Origin of the sequence: Bacillus sp. 196mf, assembly GCF_003217275.1 — a bacterium.
In the GTDB taxonomy this organism is placed as follows: Bacteria; Bacillota; Bacilli; order Bacillales; family Bacillaceae_G; genus Bacillus_A; species Bacillus_A thuringiensis_S.
On sequence record NZ_QJTG01000010.1, the window covers coordinates 125,510 to 141,751 of the forward strand.

A 16,242-nucleotide genomic window follows, 5' to 3' on the forward strand; every position below is an offset into this window, starting at 1 on the left:
CACGTTACCAAAATTTGTTTTATAATTAAGTTGTAAACAGTTATAAAACAGATTGGGAGGAATTTACTATGAATAATACATATACAAATATTTTAATCGCGGTGGATGGTTCTAAAGAAGCAGAAAAAGCCTTTAAAAAAGCAATTCAAGTCGCAAAGCGCAACAATGCAACATTAACAATCGCTCATATCGTTGATGTAAAAGCGTACTCAGCAGTAGAGGCTTATAGCCGTGCAATTGCTGAACGTGCAAATCTATTTGCAGAAGACTTATTAGAAGACTACAAAAAAACTGCGCTTGAAGCTGGTCTTGAAAAAATTGAAACTGTATTAGAATTTGGTAATCCTAAATCTAAAATTTCAAAAGAAATCGCTCCAAACCATAAAGTAGATTTAATTATGTGTGGTGCGACTGGTTTAAATGCTGTTGAACGCTTCCTAATCGGTAGCGTCTCTGAACATATTATTCGCTATGCGAAATGCGATGTCCTTGTTGTTCGTGGTGATGAGGAGCAAGGTGATCTTTAATTTACAGATAAAACACCAAGTCCACATAGGCTTGGTGTTTTTCATTTTATCAACTTCACTATAAACACAAGACATGCTACGACAACAACGGTAATTGCCAACACATAGGGCGGAAGAAACTTCAAAGACCATAATGCCATCATAATCGTCGCAACCGTTAAGTACGTTCGTCTTGCACCTTCTGTCATTTTTTTACGAAATAAGAAAACGTACAAATAACCAATTGGTGGCGTAATAAAGCAAAGAACGTATATGATTTTTGATCTTAAATACCACTTTTGTTCTCCAAGTTTCTTTATATCTTCTTCTATTCTCTTATGCTCTTGTTCTTTCGCTTCTTCTACAAGCGGATTTTCCCCTTCGCCTCGCTTTTCTTTCATATAAGGAAGAAAGTGCATAAAAAAATAGTATGCGAATACGAATGCTCCAAATCCAATATTTACTCTTTCTAATGGAATATGTTCACTAAAAAAAGCAGCAGTAAGCACTACAGACAAACAGTATGTCATCATCCAAAATGAACGTTTTCTCTTTTTCCGTTCCATTTCTTTTTTGCCTTGTATATCTTTTCTTTTCGAAAGCCATATAGAAATAAAGCAATCTACTACAAATAGAGCAAAAATAAATATCGCAACGTGTACTGTTTCTAAATCCTCAAATGAAAAGATATTTGGGAATGCAACATGCAATACAATTAGCGTGTACAAGATTAGCCCTATAAAATAAATACGTCTCATTTTTCATCCCTTTCTTATTTCCTAACATTACGTTAACATACATTTTTTAGAAATAGACGGACAAAATATATATGTGTAAAAAAGGAGGATGCTATATGGATGATTCTGAACGCATTATTTTAGACGTGAACGGAAAAGAAATTGAAATGCTAGATACAATTCGCACTCACTTTAAAGAGAAACATGGCGTTGAACTAAGTAATGGTGCATTGCTTCGTGATTTGATGGATATTGAGTATATTCGAATTACAGAAGATCGACATAAGTATGATTAATTTTGGGCTATAAAAAAAAGAAGGTAAGCTTCTCTCCATCAAGATTAGCGTACCTTCTTCCCTATAAAATCAATCAACTTCTAACAAACTCTCCAACTAACCCCTTCGCCTTCTCCAAAGCGTTTTTGATTTGTTCAAATCCTGTCCCACCAGCACTGTTACGACGCTTTACAGCCGCATATGGTGAAAGAACTTCATACAAATCTTCTTCAAATAAAGAGCTCATTTCTTGATATGTTTCAAGCGGGACATCTAATAAATAAATTCCTTTTTGTGTGCAATGTAGCACTAACTTCCCAACAATTTCATGAGCTTGACGGAATGGTAGTCCTTTGTTTGCTAAGTAGTCGGCAATTTCTGTTGCGTTGGAGAAATCTTGCGTCACAGCTTGCCCCATTTTTTCTTTGTTTACAGTCATCGTTTCAAGCATGCCCGCCATAATATGAAGGCATCCTTCTACTGTTTTGACTGTATCAAACATTCCTTCTTTATCTTCTTGTAAGTCTTTATTGTAAGCGAGTGGTAATCCTTTCATTACTGTAAGTAAACTGAATAAATTACCGTATACTCTGCCTGTTTTACCACGGATTAGTTCCGCCATATCCGGATTTTTCTTTTGCGGCATAATGCTGCTTCCTGTCGCGTATTGATCGCTCATTTCAATAAATTGAAACTCTTGGCTACTCCATAAAATAAGTTCTTCACAAAAGCGTGATAAGTGCATCATAAGCATAGATGAGTTACTTAAAAACTCCAGTATGAAATCACGATCACTTACTGCATCTAAACTATTTTCATAGATTCCATTAAACCCAAGAAGTTCCGCACTATATTCTCGGTCGATCGGGAATGTCGTCCCAGCTAGCGCTCCTGCTCCTAATGGGGAGATATTAATACGCTTTAATGAATCTTCATAACGATTCACATCACGCTCTAACATCCAAAAGTAAGCAAGAATATGATGAGCAAATGAAATCGGCTGGGCACGCTGTAAATGCGTATAGCCAGGCATAATTGTCTCAATGTTATTTTCTGCTTGATGAACAAGAACAGTTTGCAATTGTTTTGTAGCTTTTATAATATGTTCTACCTTTTCTTTTAAATACAAATGCATATCTGTCGCCACTTGATCGTTACGACTTCGGCCTGTATGAAGTTTCCCTCCTACTTCACCGATTTTTTCAATTAACATCTTTTCAATATTTAAATGAATATCTTCAGCTTCAACCGAAAAATGCAATTTATTTTGTTTCGCTTCTTCTAATAAATATTGAAGACCTATCTTTATTTTCTCTGCCTCTTCTTTCGTAACGATGCCTTGCTTTGCTAGCATCGTTACGTGTGCAATACTTCCTTTTATATCTTGATTTACTAATTGTTGATCGAAAGAGATGGATGCTCCGAACTCTTCAACCCACGCTTCCGCTTCTTCTGTAAAACGTCCACCCCAAAGTTTGCTCACGCTTCCACCTTCTTTTGATTCACTTGGCTGTATACTTTCGTCGGTAAACCGAATAATGAAATGAATCCAACTGCTGCATCATGATTAAATTCATCTTGAGCAGTATATGTTGCTAATTTTTCATCGTATAAAGAGTATTCAGATTTACGTCCTTCTACAATCGCATGACCTTTAAATAATTTCACACGCACTGTACCTGTTACATTCTTTTGCGTTTCTTGTAAAAATGCATGAAGCGCTTGTTTTAAAGGCGAGAACCATAAACCATTATAAATAAGTTCTGTTATTTTCTGTTCAATCACTGGTTTAAAATGTGCTACTTCTTTTACGTGTGTTAAATCTTCCAACTCTTTATGCGCAGTGATTAACGTCATTGCTGCTGGGCATTCGTATACTTCACGAGATTTAATACCGACAAGACGATTTTCTACGTGATCAATACGTCCAACGCCGTGTTTTCCAGCAAGCGCATTTAACGTTTTAATTAATTCTGCAAGTGAATATGCAGTGCCATTTAAAGTAGTCGGTACTCCTGCTTCAAATCCGATTTCTACAAACTCTGGTTTATTCGGTGTATCTTCTAATGCCAATGTCATCTCATATGCATCTTCTGGCGGCGCTGCCCATGGATCTTCTAAAATTCCACATTCGTTGCTGCGTCCCCATAAGTTTTGATCGATTGAAAACGGGCTATCTAAATTAATCGGAATTGGTACATCGTTTTCTTTTGCATATGCAATTTCTTCTTCACGTGACCATTTCCATTCACGTACAGGCGCAATCACTTCTAAGTAAGGATCTAATGCTTGGATAGAAACTTCAAAACGAACTTGGTCATTTCCTTTCCCTGTACATCCGTGTGCAACTGCAGTTGCGCCTTCTTGTTCTGCGATTTCCACTAATTTCTTCGCAATAAGCGGACGAGATAATGCAGAGACAAGAGGGTATTTCCCTTCGTATAATGTGTGTGCTTGCATCGCCATCAATGCATATTCGTTTGCAAATTCTTCTTGAACATCAATCATATATGATTTAATTGCACCTACTGAAAGTGCCTTTTCTTTTACAAATGCTAAGTCTTTACCTTCCCCTAAGTCTAAACAAAGCGCGATAATATCATAATTCTTCTCTTGTAACCATTTAATTGCAACGGAAGTATCAAGACCTCCGGAATATGCTAATACAACTTTTTTCTTCTCCATTTTGCATCCCCCTAAAGAATAAATATTCATTTTCTTTTATAATAATTCACACTTTACCACCTTTCACAAAATGTATCAAGAGTCATTTTCAAATTTTTTCAAACAATTTCGTCGAACTTCTTTCTGTTTTTCTGTACAATATAAGCAGGAAAACGGGGGTGAACTTATGGAAAAGTATTTCTTATACGACGAACATCTAGGAATTGAAATTCCGCATTTACAAGAAGACTGGGAAGAAATCCCCGAAAAAATGCAACATGCTATTTTACTAAAATGGGAACAAGTTCGCGGGAAAATTCCTGATCGTATAAAAGAACTTGAGCACTATATTAATACAAAACAACATTATTTAAATAACGAAGAAGATTTCGAAGTTTCTTGTAAACTAAATTCAGAAATTGCCGATCTTGCTTCCATCATTAATGACCTTTGGCTTTGGTATCGACTCACTCAAAATGTATCTGAGGGGAAAGCACACCAATGAAAAAAGCATGCCCCTCAATTACTTTGGGTCATGCTTTTTTGTCGTAACATGATTTACAATATATTTCTTGTGCTGTTTTTGCCAAACATACATCGAATAGACCAACTAATATACTTCTTTCTTTCGGCAACTTTACAAAAGCAACAAGCTCTTCTTCATATTGAATTTTTTTCTGACATGAAATGCATATTAATTCTTTTCTTTTGAACATGTCTTTTAGCATATCTTCACTCTCCCCTTCATCTATCTATATTAATATACTCTCATAATAGTTAAGACTTGTAAAAAAATGACACATTCCGAATCGAATGATTCATATACTATGTACAAAGGGGGGTCTAAAGCTTATGCGTGCTTTCGTTATTATCGCTTTAACTTTTTTAAGTGTGATTAGTTGGGATGCGTTTTTTAAAGATAAAAGTGATGAAAAGAATACAACTGAATAAAACCCTTTTTTTCTTACTTATTGGACAAACCGTTACAAACTGTCCAATCCTCCGAAATAACTTAGGCTTTTCTACAAAAATATTTAAACATAACATTTTTTGTAGATTCCCTCCGTTTATTGTCGGTTTCCATCCGCATACATTTTTTAAAAGTATGATATAATAGTATAAATCTTGAAGGAAGGGATTTTGATATCATGATCGCTCGAAGGAGCATGTGGCATCGTATTGACGAATCATACACGTAGCGTATTTTTCAGCTCAGATACTTTAGTCTAGCGAAAAAAATACGAGAGTGGGGAAATTATGATTGCCCGAAGGATAATTTGGCAAAAAAAAGACTCTTCTTACACATAGCGTTTTGTTTAGGACTTAATTGTTACTAACTAAACAAAACAAAGAAGAGCAGGATTGCTAAATGACGAATCCTACTCCACGTTTTGTTTAGTCGTTTTAAGACTTAAACTAAAACGAAGGTAGGGAGAATTGATGGACGAGAGGATTATTCGTTATTTCTTCAGCGACATATAGCGTAGTTAGTTTTTTCGTAAACTAACTGAAAGCTACATGTGAGCTCGTAGTTAGTTTACAACACAAAAAGGACTACTAACTACGGAAAGAAGGAATAACGATGAGGAACATCCAAAGTCGGCAAATTATTAAAGAAATTTTTATGGTTTTAATCGGTTCATTTATTTTAGCAGCAGCGCTATATCATATTCACTTTCAAAACCACTTAACAGAAGGTGGATTTGTAGGAATTGCACTATTCATTCAAAACTTTTATGATATTTCACCATCTATTTCAACTGTATTAATGGATATCCCAATTATTTTACTGTGTGCTTCATTTTTAGGTAAAAAAATGGTTGGCTATTCATTCTTAGGTTCAATTTCATTCGGAGTATTTTATTCCTTTATGGAAAATTATTCTCCATTTACGGTAGATTTATCAAATAACTTATTTATAGCTGCAGTAGTTGGCGGTGCGTTAGCTGGTATTGGACTCGGTTTTATATTGCGATTTGGCGGTGCAACCGGTGGAGACGATATTTTAACAATTGTATTAAGTAAACGAACTCGTTTTACAATTGGGCAAATTTTCTTCGTCTTTGACGCGATTGTTCTTGCGCTTTCATTATATTATTTAAATTGGACAGAAATTGCTTTTACTATTCTTTCGATTGCCGTACAGGCAAAAACATTGGATTTAATTTATTATCCAAAAACAGAAAAAACAGCAGAAAAACAGCCAGTATCTGTTCCAATGTCCAAAAAACATGCAACAAATTAAAAAAGCGAAAGGCTTCGGCCTCTCGCTTTTTTTTATACTCTTTTTTCTTTCTCGACTATATGGCGCACTTGATAAAATCTATTTGCAAATTCAGTAACGTTTCTTGTTAAACGATAATTCACTGTAGATCCAATTGCCATTCCAATTACCGGAATACCTTGGAATAATTTACGACGAAGAGCATAAATCGAAAATGTCTTCAAAATTTGTTTTAACACAACTTCAGTAGAAGCTGTTTGTAACACTGCTTCGTCTCCTTCATAAAAGAACGAATCTTCTTGTTCCAGCTCTTGCAATAAATTGTACCATGCGTATTGCTGAAGTCTTCCTGGTAGTAATGACGCGTGAAACACCTTTAACGCAAGCATCATTTCATATGGCTTGTTCACATCATGTCCAAATGATGTTGCAATAAGTTGGACCGCCTTCACATTTAACGCGATCATAACCGGAAAATCCGCCGTTAATAATAATAAACCTCCAGCACCTGTCGCCCCGCCTTGCACAAATGAATATAGACGATGACGTGCTGTTTGCTGCTCTGCTATGTATGTTAACTGATCAATAGATAATGCTTTCAAATCTTCAAGCTGTTCAATCGATTCATCAAATAATCTCGATGTTCCTAAAATCCGATTACGTGCGTCTAACTGTGCTTGTGAACTTTGAATAAATGCATGCAAATGAAAGAGCCATCCATCTGCTTTCGTGAAGAATTCTTTTCGCTTTTTCTCAGGTAATTTCGCAACTGTAGTATGTAACCATTTATCAAACACTTTTTGAAAATCGGTCGCTTCTTGCTCAACTAATTGCGCTTCCCATTCTTTTATATTGTCTAAAATGGCTTGTTCTCGCTTCGATCGCATCGTAACAACCACCTCGTTCGATTTTTTTCTATTGTAACATATTTCTGCTTATTCTTTACAAATATGCTTGTATATCTCTTTTCACATACCCTTTATGAGTGACATAAAATAATAGCAAAAAGGATGAGATACTTCACATGAATCTATCCAATCTAAAACAAAACTATAACGCAGTATTCAGCTTAGGACAAAACTGTTGGCCTGCTTGGGCATTATATCAATTAGAATTATCACCATTTTTTGGCGTTATTGATTTTATGCTAAGTCCTTCATTAACGAAAGTAAATTTATTATTACAAAATCGATTTGACCGTTTTTTAAATTTCGAAAATCTATCCTTCATCTCATTTTGGGATGATGATGCCAAATTAAGATTAAGGGACAACCTTTATGAAATTGACTCCTGTCATGACTTTAAAACAGATGTAAACACACCAAATTATTGGCCTTCTTATACAGAAATTAAGTTAAACTATGAACATCGAATTAATCGTTTTCTAACTACAATTGAAACGGCAGAATCCATATTGTTTATTCGAACTGGAGGAACATATGAAGAAGCATGTTCCCTAGAACAAATTTTATCTCAAATCGTTACACATACATTCTCTGTCCTATTACTAATTCCTGCCGATATACCAACTATCACCCAAGAAGATTGGGGATTACAACGTACTTGCATTATGAAATGTCCTATTATGGATGTATACCAATACAATGAAGCATTTTGGAAAGACTTATTTGATGGAATTACAGTTAGACCACACACTTAAATACACGATACTTTTATCACACCATACATTATAATCGTCCTTATACGAAACAAATAAGGAGTGATTCTATATGTATCCACGTGCAAAAGCTTTCGGTCTTGCTGTACACCAAGATCGCCTTCTCGTACAAGAATATCATATAGAAGGCGAAACATATTATCGTCCTCTTGGCGGTTCCATTGAACTTGGTGAAAAATCAGCACATACTGTTATTCGGGAGTTTACAGAAGAGCTTCATACGGAGATAGAAATCATCAATTATTTAGGTTGTTTAGAAAATGTCTTTCATCTAGATGGGGGCATTGGTCATGAAATCATTCAACTATATTCTTTGCGTTTATTAGACACATCACTATATGAAATGAAAATATTAAATATACAAGATGAGCAAACAGTAGCGTATGCGAAATGGATTCCTATTACGGCATTCATTCAGAAAGAAAAAATATTATATCCTGATGGTGTTTTAAAATACATCCAAAAGAAAAAAGACGAAATCCTGTAGGATCTCGTCTTTTTTTTCATATATTAACCAATATCTCCAAGACGTAGTACGTCACGAGCAATCATAACTTCTTCGTCAGTTGGAATTACGATAATTTTTACTGGAGAGTGTGGGAAGCTGATGAATGCTTCTTCACCGAATACGTTATTACGTTTTACATCGAAGTATACGCCCATGTACTCAAGGCCTTCTAATACGCGCTCACGAATAATCGCACTGTTCTCACCTACACCAGCTGTAAAGATGATTGCGTCTACACCTTTCATACGAGCTGTGTAAGAACCGATGTATTTGTGGATACGGCTTACGAATACATCAAGTGCTACTTTCGCACGGTGGTCGCCTTCTTCTTCTTTCGCAATGATGTCACGTAGGTCACTAGAGTAACCAGTAAGACCTAACATACCACTCTTCTTGTTTAATACGTTAACTACTTCTTCTACTGTTTGGCCTGTTTTTTCCATGATGTATGGAATTAACGCAGGGTCAAGGTTACCAGAACGTGTACCCATTGTTACACCAGCAAGTGGAGTGAAGCCCATAGAAGTATCGATAGATTTACCGCCTTCTACTGCTGCGATACTTGCACCGTTACCTAAGTGACAAGAAAGTAAGCTTAAGCTTTCAATTGGACGACCTAATAATTCAGCCGCACGCTCAGTTACATATTTATGAGAAGTTCCGTGGAAACCGTATTTACGGATGCCGAATTTTTCATAGTACTCATATGGTAAGCTGTATAGGAATGCAGATTCCGGCATTGTTTGGTGGAATGCTGTATCGAATACTGCTACTGCTGGTACGTTTGGTAATACTTCTTGGAATGCTTTAATACCAACAACGTTTGCTGGGTTATGAAGTGGTGCTAAATCGCTTAATTCTTCGATATCAGCTAATACTTCATCAGTAATTAAAACAGAGTCAGCAAATTTTTCGCCGCCGTGAACAACACGGTGACCGATACCGCCAATCTCATCTAGAGATTTAACGATTCCGTTTTCAGTTAATTTTTTAAGAAGCATATTAACTGCTACTGCGTGATCTGGAATGTTTGTAATTTCTTTTTGTTTTTCGCCATCTACAGTAATAGTGAAGATACTATCTTCTAAACCGATACGTTCTACTAAACCTTTTGTTAATACTGTTTCACTTGGCATTTCAAATAATTGGAATTTTAAGGAAGAGCTTCCTGCGTTAATCGCGATGATTTTTGACATCTAGTCTTTCGCCCCTTTTTCTCTTGGTAGTTGTGTGGATGTTTCCACAAACCGCTCGATTTTATCTAATCAAATTTACTAAATATGAAAACGTTTCATCATTAGCAAATTTTATACTCACGATTTTAATTTAAACATCGTCCGACATATATTTCAAGTAAAAAAATTGTAACACCAAGAAAAAATATATATTACAGATTTCAAAAAAATTCAGTTAAATCTAGTATATATTTAAAAATATGACATATTATATAAAACTGTACTACATGAATCACTAACTCTGTTACATATACCCAGCTTTATTTATGTGTTGCAAACCAAGTATTTAATTGATCCATAATGTTCTCCATCGCCTTCATGTTAGAGAATTTAGGCAACTCCACTAATAACGCCTGTTTTGGCATTGTTACATTAGAGCCTTTCTTTTGGAGAACAAATATACTTTTTGCATTTTTCTCGTTTTTAAACATGGAAACAGGTAGCTGTAATAACCCTTGAATAAAGCATGTTTCTTTAATAAATGCATGTAATTTTGGTGCCTGGTCACTTTCAAAAATGAAGTTTGGTACTAAGAAGAATAAGTACCCGCCCTCTTTCGTATGTTTCACACTTTGTTCAATAAATAAGTGATGAGCATACGACATTCCTTCATCTGCTTTTAATTTATATTCACTGGCACCGATTTCGTTTGGATAGTAACCAATCGGTAAGTCTGAAACGACTGCATCAACTGGATCGATATAAAGTGGTGCTAGTCCATCTTGATGGAAGAATTCGATTGCATGCTTTTGTAAATTTGCATTTACTAAAGCAAGTTTAATTAGCACTTCATCCACTTCTACACCAAATCCACTCATTGTTAGTCCTTCTTTGGCGCTATTAAACACTGTAGTCATTAAATTTCCTGTTCCAATTGCAGGATCTAAAACTGTAATTTCGTTTTGACCTTGCATAAATTTATGGAATAAGTAACTCATGAACATCCCAACTGCATCAGGCGTCATTTCATGATTCGCTTGTACGCCTTCTTTCATTCCTTTTAAGATGGCTAACTGAAATGCTTTACGAATTTCTTCACCTTTATATGTTTCTTCATTAAACGTACTATATTCACGATTCAGCCTTTCAATTGCTGATTCGGATAATTCCTCTTGTAAAATCGCTCCCTCAAACAAGTTATCACCTGTTTCTACAAGCGCCTCTAAATATGTCACATCTAATTCTTTACGTAAAACTACCGCAGAAGAATCAAAAATAGAAAATAATGTTTCCACTGTCTGACTCACGTACATTCCTCCTTCTCTCTTTTACACATAACTTATATCATACCACAAAGTGATTTTTTCCAAAAAGAAAAAGCGACCTCCTGTAAAGAGCTCCCTCTCAAGTTATATATGATATAACGTTTTTTCTCATATATCGGCACCGTTACGCAGCGATATATGAGAAAAAACGACCTCTTTATAAGAGGTCATTTCCTTCACATTACTTTGCAGATTTAGCTGCTTCTAATGCTGCTTCATAGTTTGGATGGCTTGTACCTTCGCCTACGTATTCTACGTAAACTACTTTGTCGTTGCTATCTACTACGAATACTGCACGAGCAAGTAAACGAAGTTCTTTCATTACTAAGCCGTAAGCTTCACCGAATGAAAGGTCACGGTGGTCAGAAAGTGTTACAACATTTTCTAAACCGTTTGCTGCACACCAGCGTTTTTGAGCGAATGGTAAATCAGCGCTAATTGTTAATACTTTTGCGTTTTCAATACCTGCTGCATCTTGGTTAAAACGACGTGTTTGTGCATCACACACACCTGTGTCGATTGAAGGTACAACACTAATTAATTTTACTTCGCCTTTGTATGTTTCTAAACTTACTGGAGATAAGTCGTTTGCTAATACTTGGAAGTTTGGCGCTTGATCGCCAACTTTAACTTCTGTTCCAACTAAAGTCATTGGATTACCTTTAAAAGTTACGTTTGCCACTTGAAAATCCTCCCTTATTTAAACAAAATATGTACAATGTAAATGATAGTTTGTCCCTATCGATAATGCAAATAAAATCGCTTTATTTACAAAAAAATAAAAGAAGCTAACCTATTGATTAGCTTCTTTATTCGTTAAATTTGAAATTCAGGATCATCTTCTTTTCGTTTATCCATCATTTCTTTCACTTTATCAACAGCTTGTGGCGCTAATTCAATTATTTTATCGATGACATGCGTTTGCTTATCTAAATGTAATACTTTTACACCATCTCCATTTATAACAAGAAAGGCAACAGGATTAATAGAAACTCCTCCTCCACTTCCTCCGCCAAATGGATGACGGCCTGAATGTTCTACCCTACCAAATTCACTTCCACCAGCAGCAAATCCGAAACTTACTTTCGAAACAGTAAGAATTACACTTCCATCTGCCGCTTTAATTGGGTCACCAACAATTGTATTTACATCAGTCATTTGTTTTAAATGCTGCATTGCGGTTGTCATTAAACCTTGAATTGGATGGTCCATTCTATATCCCCCCTATGCTTGAACAGATTTTTCTGTCATACCAGATTTTTGCTGCCTCATAAATACGAGCAATTTCACCGCTGTTTTTATAGTACGAAATATACGAAAAGATGCTGTTAACTCGCATCTCGATGCAAATCCTTTCCCTTGAAAAACAGGAGTAATTTCAAATTCTGGTACATCGACAATATGCATATATTGTCCGACAACTCCAGCAGCCATACCTTTTGTCCCCCATGCATATCCAGTGACAATTCCAGTACTAGCTGCGTCGCCTGCTCCAATTTGCGTATGCCATTTCCAACCATTGATTTTCACTCGTTTGAGAAAATCTTTAACGATAGTATGAACTTTTTGAAGCCTTTTTATCAGTTCCCCAATACTGTCAAGTTGCGCCATAATTTTATTATCTAGTCCGCCGTCCTCTTCAGCTTTTTCGATTTTCTGTCCTGTTTTTTTCTGCTGTTTTTCAATTCTTTCCAATACATCAAATGTATATCGAATCATCCATATTTTCACTTGAAATAAACATTGCTTTTCCATTTCTGAATATAAAAATGTCACCTTAAGCGATATTTTCGACAATAGTATAAGCAAAATAAAAAGGAGAAGAATTATTATTCCAATTACGAGCCACTTCATACGTATCATCCTTTCACTCCGTACCCATTATCGACAACTTTATTCATCATTAAACAGAGTTCCATAAGATTGAATATAAAAATTTTTCTAAAAATAAAAAGGTATTTTGACAATTTGTATCGAAATATATTATTTGAACATATCATCAGGGAACGGACTCTAATGATATGTAGCACGAAAAACAGAAAATTTAACTGCAGTGGAGGGATACATAATGGCAGATCGTCGCAATTTATTTTTCTTTTATGGTGATGACAAAGCAACGCTCGTTGAAAAAATGAAACCAATCTATCGTATTTTAGAAGAGAATGGATTTACCATATTAGATCATCCAAAAAATGCAAACGCTATCGTCAGTGTTGGAGATGATGCAACCTTCTTACAAGCCGTTCGTAAAACTGGTTTTAGAGAAGATTGCTTATACGCAGGGATTTCTACGAAAGATGAAACTTCGTTCTACTGCGATTTCCACATTGATCACGTTGATACAGCCCTTCAAGAAATTACAAAAAATGAAATTGAAGTGCGAAAATATCCAACAATTCAGGTAGATGTAGATCACAGTACATCTTTCCATTGTTTAAATGAGTTCTCATTACGTTCTAGCATTATTAAAACATTCGTTGTAGATGTTCACGTTGATGATTTATATTTCGAAACATTTAGAGGAGACGGTTTAGTAGTTTCTACCCCAACAGGAAGTACTGCTTACAATAAATCATTGCATGGTGCAGTTGTTGATCCACTTATTCCATGTTTCCAAGTAAGCGAACTAGCATCTTTAAACAACAACACTTACCGTACGCTCGGTTCACCGTTCATTTTAAATCACGAACGTACATTAACTTTAAAACTAAGACCAGACGGTAACGATTATCCTGTTATTGGCATGGATAACGAAGCGCTTAGCATTAAACAAGTGGAAAAAGCTGTTGTACGCTTAAGCGATAAACAAATTAAAACAGTTAAATTAAAAAATAATTCGTTCTGGGAAAAAGTACAGAGAACGTTTTTATAGGATTAAAATAACCGCAGAATTATGGAATTCCATAATTCTGCGGTTATTTATTTACCCCGATTGACGCGAACAATAATCTCTTACTATCCGGCCGTTATTCTTGTCAGTTTTTGTCGGTAAGTCGATATATTTTAATAATCGCTCATATATTTCGAGTTACGGTCGATATATTCCGAAAATCGCTGATATATTTTTACACATCTTTTCTATAGACAACTCGGCCATCTATTACAGTCATTTCTGCTTGTACTTCTTTTATTTCTTCTGCCTCAATTTCAAAAATATTGTGGTCTAATATTGTAAAGTCTGCTTCATATCCTTTTGTAATTTGCCCTCGTTTCGCTTCTTTTCCGATTGCATAGGCACTTCCTGTTGTAAATAAAGAAACAGCCTCATATACCGTTAATCTTTCCTCAGGCATATAGCATACACCGTCAATAAAACTTCTACGTGTAACAGCGCTATATATGCCTAGAAACGGATTTACTTGTTCAATAGGAGCATCTGAACCACCATTACAATGTAGTCCTGCTTCCAGTAATGTCTTCCAAGCATACGCATAACGAAGACGGTGTTCTCCCAGTTTTTCAATGACTGACGGAAAATCTGATGAAAGAAAGACTGGCTGTATATCGATAATGGCTTGCAAGTTTTTCATTCTTTCTATCAACTCTTCACGAGCAAGCTGACAATGAATAATGCGGTCACGTAACCCTTTTGCTGGCGGATATAATTCGAGTGCATCAATGACATATTCAAGCGATAAATCACCGATAGTATGAATCGCAACTGGCATATGTAAATCTCGTGCTTTCTTCACTAATTCCGCAAGTTCTTCACGTGAGAAAATTGCAACCCCATTCGTTTCCTTCGCATCTTCATACGGTTCACTTAATAATGCTGTTCTTCCGCCAAAAGAACCGTCAGAAAAAATTTTCATTGCCCCAAATTCAATATAATGTTCATTTTCATATTCTTTTCGTTCATGTGCTACTTCATGATGAACGAGCAAATGGGCTTTAAATGGCATTTCTTTTATAACGTGAGAAAACGCATTATATGTTTTTCTAAAACCACCGTAGTAATTTAAATCTTCCGTATGCCCGCCAACAAGTCCGTATTTCCAGCAATCTTTAATCGCTGTTTGCAAAGCTCTTTGTAAATACGCTTCATCAATTTCAGGCTGAACATGTTTAATTAATTCTTGTCCTTGTTCATATAAAAGTCCTGTTAACTTATTTGATGAATCCCTACCGATTTTCCCGCCTTTTGGATTTTGCGTCGCTTCTGTTATGTTCACTTCTTGCAATATGTATGAATTCACCCATGTAACGTGACGACAAACTCGCTTTAATAAAATGGGGTGTTCTTTCGAAATTTCATCTAAATCACGCGCGTGAACATCTTTCGTATCTGTAAAGTTATTTTCATTCCATCCTTCTCCAATAATCCAAGAGCCCTTTGGAGCTTCTTTCACTCGCTTCTGAACAAGAGTAAGCACCTCACCATAAGATGTACAATTTGATAAATCTAGACGGAGTAATCTCTCTCCATGCCCAATAAGATGCATATGGCTATCAACGAGGCCTGGGATCATTGTTTTGCCTTTTAAATCGTGCAATGTAACCGCGGCATATTGGTTTTCTAACTCTTCTTTACTTCCAAAATCAACGATCGTACCGTTTTCAACGTAAACAGCGTCCACTTTTTCATTTTCTTCTCTCATTGTGTAAATGGTGCCGCCATACCAAATTTCTCCCATATATCCCATCTCCTTTATTTTTTATTGTATAAAAAAAAGCACCATTTCAAAACATGGTGCTTTTCTAAAAATTACTTTTGTTCAGTAGTAGACGTTGTAACTTGCCATTCAATATTAAATTTATCTTTTACTTGTCCGTATGCTGGGCTCCAGAATGTTTCTTGAAGTGGCATCATAACCTCTCCACCTTCTTGTAACTTATCGAATACTTCTTTTGCTTTTTCTGCATTACTAATTTGAATTGCGATTGTTACTTGAGATCCGATTGCATGTCCTTGACCTGGGAATGTATCAGAAATCATAAGATCCGTATTACCAACTTTTAAAGTAGCGTGTAAAACGCGCTCTTTCGCTTCAGCTGGAATAGGGTATTCTGGATTTTCAGGCATGTCACCAAAAGTTTGCATGACTTCTACTTTTGCATCTAAAGCCTCTTTATAAAACTGTACAGCTTCTTGCCCACTACCATCTAAAACTAAGTACGGATTAATACCTAAAATCATACGGACACCTCTT

Annotated in this window: 19 protein-coding genes; 7 read left to right on the top strand and 12 right to left on the bottom strand. The window is 35.7% G+C overall.

Annotation, left to right across the window (positions count from 1 at the left end; translation table 11 throughout):
- Positions 1-68: 68 nt before the first annotated feature.
- Positions 69-527, top strand: a complete 459-nt coding sequence (locus ATL10_RS16180; RefSeq protein ID WP_001066672.1) for a universal stress protein — start codon at positions 69-71, stop codon at positions 525-527.
- Positions 528-568: 41 nt separating this feature from the next.
- Here ATL10_RS16180 and ATL10_RS16185 read toward each other — a convergent pair whose 3' ends face one another.
- A complete protein-coding gene (locus ATL10_RS16185) occupies positions 569-1,264 on the bottom strand; it encodes a hypothetical protein (RefSeq protein ID WP_097821762.1) in 696 nt (231 codons plus the stop codon).
- Positions 1,265-1,359: 95 nt separating this feature from the next.
- Here ATL10_RS16185 and ATL10_RS16190 point away from each other — a divergent pair, with 95 nt between their 5' ends.
- Complete coding sequence (locus ATL10_RS16190; RefSeq protein WP_000342760.1) at positions 1,360-1,539, top strand: hypothetical protein; 180 nt, start codon at positions 1,360-1,362, stop codon at positions 1,537-1,539.
- Between the two features lie 73 nt (positions 1,540-1,612).
- Here the strand turns inward: ATL10_RS16190 and argH are convergent, their stop codons facing one another.
- Positions 1,613-3,001, bottom strand: a complete 1,389-nt coding sequence (gene argH, locus ATL10_RS16195; protein ID WP_097821763.1) for an argininosuccinate lyase — start codon at positions 2,999-3,001, stop codon at positions 1,613-1,615.
- Positions 2,998-4,203 (bottom strand): argininosuccinate synthase, encoded by a 1,206-nt coding sequence (locus tag ATL10_RS16200; RefSeq protein WP_110497145.1) that lies wholly within the window; start codon positions 4,201-4,203, stop codon positions 2,998-3,000. The genes argH and ATL10_RS16200 overlap by 4 nt, the downstream gene beginning before the upstream one ends.
- A gap of 166 nt (positions 4,204-4,369) precedes the next feature.
- Between ATL10_RS16200 and ATL10_RS16205 the strand changes: the two genes are divergently transcribed.
- Positions 4,370-4,687, top strand: a complete 318-nt coding sequence (locus ATL10_RS16205; protein ID WP_000417218.1) for a hypothetical protein — start codon at positions 4,370-4,372, stop codon at positions 4,685-4,687.
- Between the two features lie 28 nt (positions 4,688-4,715).
- Here the strand turns inward: ATL10_RS16205 and ATL10_RS16210 are convergent, their stop codons facing one another.
- Entirely contained in the window at positions 4,716-4,910 is a 195-nt protein-coding gene (locus ATL10_RS16210; protein ID WP_142669967.1) for a hypothetical protein, read from the bottom strand.
- Positions 4,911-5,764: 854 nt separating this feature from the next.
- On the opposite strand from ATL10_RS16210, the gene ATL10_RS16225 reads away from it, so the two are divergent.
- Complete coding sequence (locus ATL10_RS16225) at positions 5,765-6,427, top strand: YitT family protein (RefSeq protein ID WP_043935401.1); 663 nt, start codon at positions 5,765-5,767, stop codon at positions 6,425-6,427.
- 32 nt (positions 6,428-6,459) lie between these two features.
- Here the strand turns inward: ATL10_RS16225 and ATL10_RS16230 are convergent, their stop codons facing one another.
- Positions 6,460-7,293, bottom strand: coding sequence for an EcsC family protein (locus ATL10_RS16230; RefSeq protein ID WP_110497147.1), 834 nt, complete (start codon positions 7,291-7,293; stop codon positions 6,460-6,462).
- Positions 7,294-7,430: 137 nt separating this feature from the next.
- Here ATL10_RS16230 and ATL10_RS16235 point away from each other — a divergent pair, with 137 nt between their 5' ends.
- A complete protein-coding gene (locus tag ATL10_RS16235) occupies positions 7,431-8,066 on the top strand; it encodes a DUF1796 family putative cysteine peptidase (protein ID WP_090976914.1) in 636 nt (211 codons plus the stop codon).
- A 70-nt stretch (positions 8,067-8,136) separates the two neighbouring features.
- Entirely contained in the window at positions 8,137-8,571 is a 435-nt protein-coding gene (locus ATL10_RS16240; protein ID WP_110497149.1) for an NUDIX hydrolase, read from the top strand.
- 23 nt (positions 8,572-8,594) lie between these two features.
- Here the strand turns inward: ATL10_RS16240 and ackA are convergent, their stop codons facing one another.
- From ackA to ATL10_RS16265, 5 genes are all read right to left on the bottom strand, one after another.
- Positions 8,595-9,788: an acetate kinase gene (ackA, locus tag ATL10_RS16245; RefSeq protein ID WP_053563553.1), complete on the bottom strand. Its 1,194-nt coding sequence runs from the start codon at positions 9,786-9,788 to the stop codon at positions 8,595-8,597.
- A gap of 299 nt (positions 9,789-10,087) precedes the next feature.
- Positions 10,088-11,074: a class I SAM-dependent methyltransferase gene (locus tag ATL10_RS16250; protein WP_000084365.1), complete on the bottom strand. Its 987-nt coding sequence runs from the start codon at positions 11,072-11,074 to the stop codon at positions 10,088-10,090.
- Positions 11,075-11,273: 199 nt separating this feature from the next.
- The gene (gene tpx / locus ATL10_RS16255) at positions 11,274-11,774 is read right to left on the bottom strand and encodes a thiol peroxidase (protein ID WP_000024527.1); all 501 of its coding nucleotides are present in this window, start codon (positions 11,772-11,774) and stop codon (positions 11,274-11,276) included.
- A 134-nt stretch (positions 11,775-11,908) separates the two neighbouring features.
- Positions 11,909-12,304 carry a GerW family sporulation protein gene (gene ytfJ / locus ATL10_RS16260; RefSeq protein WP_000350007.1) on the bottom strand — a complete coding sequence of 132 codons (396 nt, stop codon included), beginning with the start codon at positions 12,302-12,304 and terminating at the stop codon, positions 11,909-11,911.
- A 12-nt stretch (positions 12,305-12,316) separates the two neighbouring features.
- Positions 12,317-12,955 (bottom strand): DUF2953 domain-containing protein, encoded by a 639-nt coding sequence (locus tag ATL10_RS16265; RefSeq protein ID WP_097821767.1) that lies wholly within the window; start codon positions 12,953-12,955, stop codon positions 12,317-12,319.
- A gap of 205 nt (positions 12,956-13,160) precedes the next feature.
- Here ATL10_RS16265 and ATL10_RS16270 point away from each other — a divergent pair, with 205 nt between their 5' ends.
- Positions 13,161-13,964: an NAD kinase gene (locus ATL10_RS16270; RefSeq protein ID WP_000785186.1), complete on the top strand. Its 804-nt coding sequence runs from the start codon at positions 13,161-13,163 to the stop codon at positions 13,962-13,964.
- A 193-nt stretch (positions 13,965-14,157) separates the two neighbouring features.
- Here ATL10_RS16270 and ATL10_RS16280 read toward each other — a convergent pair whose 3' ends face one another.
- Both ATL10_RS16280 and ATL10_RS16285 read right to left on the bottom strand, forming a co-directional pair.
- On the bottom strand, positions 14,158-15,726 hold the full coding sequence (locus tag ATL10_RS16280) for an amidohydrolase (protein ID WP_090976911.1): 1,569 nt from the start codon (positions 15,724-15,726) through the stop codon (positions 14,158-14,160).
- Positions 15,727-15,797: 71 nt separating this feature from the next.
- Positions 15,798-16,229, bottom strand: coding sequence for a VOC family protein (locus tag ATL10_RS16285; protein WP_000600352.1), 432 nt, complete (start codon positions 16,227-16,229; stop codon positions 15,798-15,800).
- Between the last annotated feature and the right edge of the window lie 13 nt (positions 16,230-16,242).

Bases quoted from the DNA above. Each gene is read 5' to 3' on its own strand.
- ATL10_RS16270 (WP_000785186.1), top strand. From the start codon at position 13,161: ATGGCAGATCGTCGCAATTTATTTTTCTTTTATGGTGATGACAAAGCA.
- ATL10_RS16200 (WP_110497145.1), bottom strand. From the start codon at position 4,203: ATGGAGAAGAAAAAAGTTGTATTAGCATATTCCGGAGGTCTTGATACT.
- ackA (WP_053563553.1), bottom strand. From the start codon at position 9,788: ATGTCAAAAATCATCGCGATTAACGCAGGAAGCTCTTCCTTAAAATTC.
- ATL10_RS16240 (WP_110497149.1), top strand. From the start codon at position 8,137: ATGTATCCACGTGCAAAAGCTTTCGGTCTTGCTGTACACCAAGATCGC.
- ATL10_RS16225 (WP_043935401.1), top strand. From the start codon at position 5,765: ATGAGGAACATCCAAAGTCGGCAAATTATTAAAGAAATTTTTATGGTT.
- ATL10_RS16210 (WP_142669967.1), bottom strand. From the start codon at position 4,910: ATGCTAAAAGACATGTTCAAAAGAAAAGAATTAATATGCATTTCATGT.
- ATL10_RS16180 (WP_001066672.1), top strand. From the start codon at position 69: ATGAATAATACATATACAAATATTTTAATCGCGGTGGATGGTTCTAAA.
- ATL10_RS16285 (WP_000600352.1), bottom strand. From the start codon at position 16,229: ATGATTTTAGGTATTAATCCGTACTTAGTTTTAGATGGTAGTGGGCAA.
- ATL10_RS16235 (WP_090976914.1), top strand. From the start codon at position 7,431: ATGAATCTATCCAATCTAAAACAAAACTATAACGCAGTATTCAGCTTA.
- ytfJ (WP_000350007.1), bottom strand. From the start codon at position 12,304: ATGGACCATCCAATTCAAGGTTTAATGACAACCGCAATGCAGCATTTA.
- ATL10_RS16265 (WP_097821767.1), bottom strand. From the start codon at position 12,955: ATGATACGTATGAAGTGGCTCGTAATTGGAATAATAATTCTTCTCCTT.
- ATL10_RS16205 (WP_000417218.1), top strand. From the start codon at position 4,370: ATGGAAAAGTATTTCTTATACGACGAACATCTAGGAATTGAAATTCCG.
- ATL10_RS16190 (WP_000342760.1), top strand. From the start codon at position 1,360: ATGGATGATTCTGAACGCATTATTTTAGACGTGAACGGAAAAGAAATT.
- ATL10_RS16230 (WP_110497147.1), bottom strand. From the start codon at position 7,293: ATGCGATCGAAGCGAGAACAAGCCATTTTAGACAATATAAAAGAATGG.
- ATL10_RS16280 (WP_090976911.1), bottom strand. From the start codon at position 15,726: ATGGGAGAAATTTGGTATGGCGGCACCATTTACACAATGAGAGAAGAA.
- ATL10_RS16185 (WP_097821762.1), bottom strand. From the start codon at position 1,264: ATGAGACGTATTTATTTTATAGGGCTAATCTTGTACACGCTAATTGTA.